Origin of the sequence: Actinosynnema sp. NPDC023658, assembly GCF_040639995.1 — a bacterium.
GTDB lineage: Bacteria > Actinomycetota > Actinomycetes > Mycobacteriales > Pseudonocardiaceae > Actinosynnema.
In genome coordinates, this window is the sequence record NZ_JBFAAX010000332.1 from 1 (window position 1) to 6379 (window position 6379).

Sequence of the window (6379 nt, forward strand, 5' to 3'; positions counted from 1 at the left end):
GCCGGGCGCGGACGCCCGCGCGGCCTGCGCCCTGCCCAGCGCGGCCTTCATCGCGGCCCACGCGTCGGCGGGGTAGTGGTGCTCGTCGAGCGTGGCCGCGTGCGCGATCGCCGCGTCCAAAGCGGTCGTGTCGAGCGGCTTGCCCTCGGCCGTCAGGGTGTCGCTGATCAGGTAGTGGTCGAAGTCGACGTGCCCGCCCGCCTGCCGGGTCGCGTAGTGGAACAGGCCCCACCGGTGGCCCATGAAGTGCGCCAGGCTGCCGTCCAGGGTCTGCGGGCCGACGCGGTCGCCCAACCGGTGCCAGGTGCGCCCGTCCAGGCTGTAGTGGAAGGTCGTCCAGCCCTGCCCCGCCGGGGCGGCGAACTCGACGTCACCCTTGAGGTGGACCTCGGTGGCGTCGCCCAGCGGCACCTCGGTGCCGGGCACGAAGCTCTCCGCCGCCGCCTGGTCGAACGTGGCGGGGAAGGGCTGCACCCGGTTGACCACGCCGAGCGTGTTCCGCCCGTCCACGCGCTTCACCGCCGCGTAGGAGAAGCCGCGGTTGTACATCGCCAGGCCGGCGACGTCACCGTCCCGCATCCCGGAGAAGTCCAGCTTCGTCTCCGCCGAGCCCTTCGGCCCGAACGTGCGCTGCGACAGCGTGTTGCGCGCCTCCTCGAACCAGGTCAGCTCGGCCCGGTTCGCCAGCTTCGCGTAGGTGTAGTCGCCGGTCACGACCTTGCCCGCGGTGAGCCGGAGCCAGCCCTCGCGGTCGGTGAGCGACCAGTACCGGTTGTCCGGCGCGTGGTTCCACTCCCACTCCAGCCCCAGCCGGGAGCCGTTCGGCGCGATCTCCTCCCGGGTCGGGTACTCCGTGGTCACGGGCTGACCCACGACCGAGACGTCGTCGATCAGGTACTCGACGGCGGACGAGGGCGGCTGCGGGTTCGCCCACGGGGTCTCGACCGCGAACTTCACCTTGGCGGTCTCGGCCGTCGCGGGGACGGTGTACCGACCGGAGACGGTGGTCCACCGACCGGCCGGGACGTCACCGGCGGCCATCACCTGCACGCCCGCGCCCCAGTCCGCGACGAGGTTGAACCGCACGCTCGCCGGTCCCTCGGCGTACCTCACCCTGGCCGACACCGCGTACGTGACGCCGCGCTGCAGCACCCCGTCCAGGGACTGCGCGGGCCCCGAGCCGTTGACGGTCCGGTTGCCGACCCTCAGGGCCGCCGTCCCCGCGGCCGGGTCCGTCCCGTCCAGCGCGAGCCGCGCACCGAACTGACCCGTCCACGGCGACACCCCACCGGACTCGAAGCCCGGGTTGCGCAGCAGCTCCACGCCGAGCAGCGACTCGTCGACGTCGGGCGGGGCCGGGATGGTCCACTCCTCGTCCGCGTACGCCTTGTGCGGCGCGTCGTTGGCGAAGTCGTCCGAGGCGACGAGGCTCTTCTGCCGCTCCAGCGCCTCCTGCGCCGGGCTGAGCCTGATCGGCTTGTCGAACACCCCGTTCACCGGCACGACGCCGTGGTCGCCGAAGGTCGGCCAGCCGTCCTGCCAGGTGGCCGGGACGAGCGCCGGGATGCGGCCCACCGGGAAGGAGTCGCGGAAGAACATGCCGTACCAGTCGGTCCGGCCGCCGTCGCGGGCGATCGGCACCAGGCTGCCCTGCGCGAACCCGTTGGAGTTCAGCGCGCCGCGGGCCTGGTACGGGTTGGCGCCGTCGGCCGTCGCGTACCGGCCGAGCAGCTCGGGGGAGCGGAACAGCACCACCTGGCGGCCCTGGCCCGGCGGCCAGGTGATGATCACGACGTAGTAGTTCCCATCGATGTACTGCACCTGGGCGCCCTCGAACAGCCCGCCCAGGAACGGCGATCCCGGGTAGTCCGCGGGCCGCAGGATGTTCGGGTACTCCGCGACCACCCGGGTGAGGTCGTCGCTCAGCCGGACCGCGCTGGTCGACCCGGACCCGTAGAAGATGTACGGCGTGCCGCCGTCCCGCTCGTCGAAGTACAGCGACGGGTCGTGGAACGCGCGCCCCAGCGGCAGCCGGCTCCACGCGCCGTCCTCGATGTCGTCGGTGGTGTAGAGGTAGGAGCCGCCCAGGTTGTTGGTGTTGAAGACGACGTAGAACTTCCCGCCGCGGTAGCGCAGCGACGACGCCCACTGGCCCTGGCCGTAGGAGTTCTGGCCGTTGCGCAACGAGAACGGGTCACCGACCCCCAGGCGGTCGAAGACGTAGTTGACGATCTCCCAGTTGACGAGGTCGTAGGACTTCATGATCGGCGCACCGGGGCTCAGGTGCATCGTCGTGCTGATCATGTAGTAGACGTCGCGGCCCTCGTCGTTCTCGCTCGCCGGGACGCGCTCGACGCCGACGTCGGGCACGTCGGAGTTCACCAGGGGGACGGAGTAGGTGCCGTCACCCTGATCGGTGGACGTGTACGACGACACGGGGGTCCAATCGTCCGCCGCCCGGGCCGGGACGCCGACGGAGGCGAGGGCCGCACCGACCAGGGCGATCATCGAGGTGGCGGTCCGCAACCGGCCGGGACGCCATTCGCGTGAGCCGGGGAAGGCGGTCGGGGGCATGCACGGCTCCAGGGGTCCACAAGGGGGCGGTGTCGGACTCGGGCACGCCGCGATCCGACGGCGGGGAGGCATTCGCAGCGGCAGCGGAAAAGCAGGTGAACCGGACATGTGATCGTTAACATTCGGGCCCGATCAGTGTTGGCGATCACGTTCTTGAGTGTCAAGACCGCTTCTCCGGGGGTGGCGGCGCCCCTCGGTCGCGGAGCCGTGCACATAGGGGTTCCACCAGGGCTTTCACCGCCCGCGCGGCGGGCCGGTCGAAACATTTGCGCGGCGCTAAAAAATCGTGCGCCGAGATTTAGCTCGTGGATGCGTTGACTGTCCAAATAGGGCCTGGCTACATTGACTTGCTGGTCAGAGTCGATCGGCCTCGGTGCGCCGGCCGCTGTCGCGGTCGTCGTTCGCGCCGTTGTCATCCATCGACTTCGTGGCCGGTCGACCGGTCCAGTGCCGCGCGGATTGGACGGTAGTGGGGAAGACATCCGGTGTGCCCGCGATGGCCGACGTCGCCCGGCTCGCCGGGGTGTCGCACCAGACGGTGTCGCGGGTGCTGAACGGGCACCCGTACGTCCAGGAGCGGACGCGCCTGCGGGTCCAGGCGGCGATCGAGGAGTTGGGCTACCGCCCGAACCGGGTGGCCCGCGCGCTGGTCACGGGCCGCTCGCAGCTGATCGGGGTGGTGGCCCAGAACACGACCCTGTGCGGGCCAGCCTCGTTGCTGGTGGCGTTCGAGAAGGTCGCGTCGGCGGCGGGGTTCGTGGTGACCACGCACCGGGTGAACGTGCTGCACCACGCGTCGATCGCGAAGGCGTTGGAGCGGCACCGCGACCAGTGGGTCGCGGGCATCGTCGTCATCGCGCCGACGGCATCGGTGCACGACGCGGTCGACGCGGTCCCTCCCGGCGTGCCGCTGGTGATGGTCGACGGCGACTCGGAGCGCTCCACCCCGCTGGTCACCATCGACCAGGAGGCGGGCGCCGTCGCGGCGACCGAGCACCTGCTGGAGGCGGGTCACCGCACGGTGTGGCACGTGTCGGGTCCGCCGGACTGGTTCGACAGCGCGGGCCGGATCAAGGGCTGGCGGTCGGCGCTGGAGGCGGCCGGGGCGGAGGTGCCGCCGGTGGTGCCCGCCGACTGGAGCGCCGCGTCGGGGTACCGGGCGGGGCAGATGCTGGCCCGGATGCCCGAGGTCACCGCGATCTTCGCGGCCAACGACCACCTGGCGCTCGGCATCCTGCGGGCGATGAGCGAGCACGGCAGGCGGGTGCCGCAGGACGTGAGCGTGGTGGGCTTCGACGACGTGCCCGAGGCCGCGTACTTCATCCCGCCGCTGACCACGATCCGGCCCGACTTCGACGCCGTCGCCCGCGATGCCCTGGACCTGCTGATGACGCAGATCGAGGGGAACCCGGTGGGCGACACGCGGCGCACGTCCATCCCGACGCTCATTCCGCGGAACAGCGTCCGACGCCCGCGTTGAGCGCGGACGCTGCCGACACCTGCGAAAAACCGGTTAAGCTTTCCCGCGCATCGCTCCGCGACGGGGATCGGTCGTTCCGGCAATGCGAAATAGTTTCGGAACGGAGCGTACCCGCTGCTCAGGCCGTGGTGACGGCTAAAACGCGGGGCTTCATTTTTAGCCGGCCGGACAATTGACTGGCCCTCGGGCCCGTGGCTAGATTGACTCGAAGTCGGTCCCCTGTGCGGGGAACCGATTCGTGGCGCGACCACCGTTATTCGCGAATCCCCGGACCAATGACACCGAGACTGTCGAGCGGGCACGTCTGGGAGCGCTCCCAAAGTGGCGGTGATCCCACCGCACCACAGCAACGACGCTGCGAGGACATCGGATGAGAACAACGAACCTGGCACGCGGCGGCGCCGCTGCCGCCGCCCTGACCCTGTGCGCGGGGCTGCTGACGCTGGCGAGCACCTCCGCCAGCGCGGCCCCGGCCTGTTCGGTCGACTACCGGGTCAACCAGTGGGACAGCGGCTTCACGGCCAACGTCACGGTCGGCAACCTCGGCGACGCGATCTCCGGCGGGTGGACGCTGGAGTGGGACTTCCCGGGCAACCAGGCGATCACCAACGCCTGGAGCTCGACCTACACCCAGTCGGGTCGGCACGTGAGCGTGAAGAACCCCGCCTGGGCCTCGTCGGTGCCCGGCGGCGGGTCCGTGAACTTCGGCTTCAACGCCTCGTACTCGGGCGCGAACACCGCGCCGACGTCGTTCAAGCTCAACGGCGTCACGTGCGGCGGTGATCCGACCAGCACGAGTACCAGCACGAGCACGAGTACCAGCACGAGCACCAGTACCAGCACGAGCACGTCGACCACCACGACGACCACGACGACGACCACCGAGGACAACCCGGGTGGTCGCGCGGGCAACCCCTACGCCGGCGCCAAGGGCTACCTGAACCCGGACTACGTCGCGAACGTCACCAGCCTGGCCGACGCTACCGGGGGCGCGCTGGGCACCTCCATGCGCAAGGTCGCCCAGAACTCCACCGCCGTGTGGATGGACCGCATCGGCGCCATCACCGCCGGTCGCGGGCTGACCGGACACCTCGACGAGGCGGTGCGGCAGGCGTCCTCCGGCACGCCGGTGGTGATCCAGGTCGTCGTCTACGACCTGCCCAACCGCGACTGCGCCGCGCTGGCCTCCAACGGCGAGCTGCAGGTGTCGCAGAACGGCCTGGCCCGGTACAAGTCCGAGTACATCGACCCCATCGCCGCGATCATGGCCGACTCGAAGTACCGCAACCTGCGGATCGTCGCCATCGTCGAGCCCGACTCGCTGCCCAACCTCGTGACGAACCTGGGCAAGGCCAAGTGCGCCGAGGCCAACTCCAGCGGCGCCTACGTCCAGGGCATCCAGTACGCCCTGAACAAGCTCAGCGCGATCCCGAACGTCTACAACTACCTCGACATCGCGCACTCGGGCTGGCTCGGCTGGAACTCCAACATGGGCCCCGCGGTGCAGCTGATCACCAACGTCGTGAAGGGCACCACCAGGGGCGTCAACAGCGTGGACGGGTTCGTGTCGAACCTGGCCAACTACACGCCGACCGAAGAGGTCAACCTGCCCGACCCGACGCTGAACGTCGGTGGCCAGCAGGTGCAGGCGGCGACCTACTACCAGTGGAACCCGTTCTTCGACGAGGCCGACTACGACACCGAGATGCGGAACCGGTTCATCGCGGCCGGTTTCCCCAGCGGCATCGGCATGCTCGTCGACACCTCCCGCAACGGGTGGGGCGGCGCGAACCGGCCCAGCGGTGCGACCGGCTCCACGACGGACGCCTACGTGAACTCCGGTCGCGTCGACCGCAGGTACCACCGGGGCAACTGGTGCAACCAGAGCGGCGCCGGCCTCGGGGCACGGCCCACCGCCGCGCCGCGGGCGGGCTTCGACGCCTACGTGTGGATCAAGCCGCCCGGCGAGTCGGACGGCATCGCGACCAAGACCGACGGTCCCAACGAGGACGGCAAGCAGCACGACCCGATGTGCGACCCGGCCTACCGGGGCGACAACCAGGCCAACGGTGGCAACCTGACCGGCGCCCTCGCCGGCGCACCGCACGCCGGCTCGTGGTTCCCCGCCGGCTTCACCGCCCTGGTCCAGAACGCCTACCCGGCCCTGTAAGAGGAGCGACCATGAAGCGGAAGAAGCAGGCGACAGCCGCGTGCGTCCTCTCCGGCGCACTGCTGGCCGGAGCCGTGGCCCTGGTGGTGAGCACCGGGGGGACCGCCCAGGCGGCCGGCTCGGCGTTCTACGTCGACCCGTCGAGTTCGAGTGCG

General features: G+C 70.4%; 3 protein-coding genes. 2 read left to right on the top strand and 1 reads right to left on the bottom strand.

Going from position 1 to position 6379, the window contains the following annotated elements; genetic code table 11:
• Positions 1-2574: family 43 glycosylhydrolase (locus tag AB0G02_RS25585; protein ID WP_360798179.1), on the bottom strand; the 2574-nt coding region annotated here is incomplete at its 3' end.
• A gap of 469 nt (positions 2575-3043) precedes the next feature.
• Here AB0G02_RS25585 and AB0G02_RS25590 point away from each other — a divergent pair.
• Both AB0G02_RS25590 and AB0G02_RS25595 read left to right on the top strand, forming a co-directional pair.
• Positions 3044-4054, top strand: coding sequence for a LacI family DNA-binding transcriptional regulator (locus tag AB0G02_RS25590; RefSeq protein ID WP_360798181.1), 1011 nt, complete (start codon positions 3044-3046; stop codon positions 4052-4054).
• A 370-nt stretch (positions 4055-4424) separates the two neighbouring features.
• Complete coding sequence (locus AB0G02_RS25595) at positions 4425-6224, top strand: glycoside hydrolase family 6 protein (RefSeq protein ID WP_360798183.1); 1800 nt, start codon at positions 4425-4427, stop codon at positions 6222-6224.
• Positions 6225-6379: the final 155 nt, after the last annotated feature.

Coding starts and splice junctions, on each gene's coding strand:
- AB0G02_RS25595 (WP_360798183.1), top strand. CDS start 4,425: ATGAGAACAACGAACCTGGCACGCGGCGGCGCCGCTGCCGCCGCCCTG.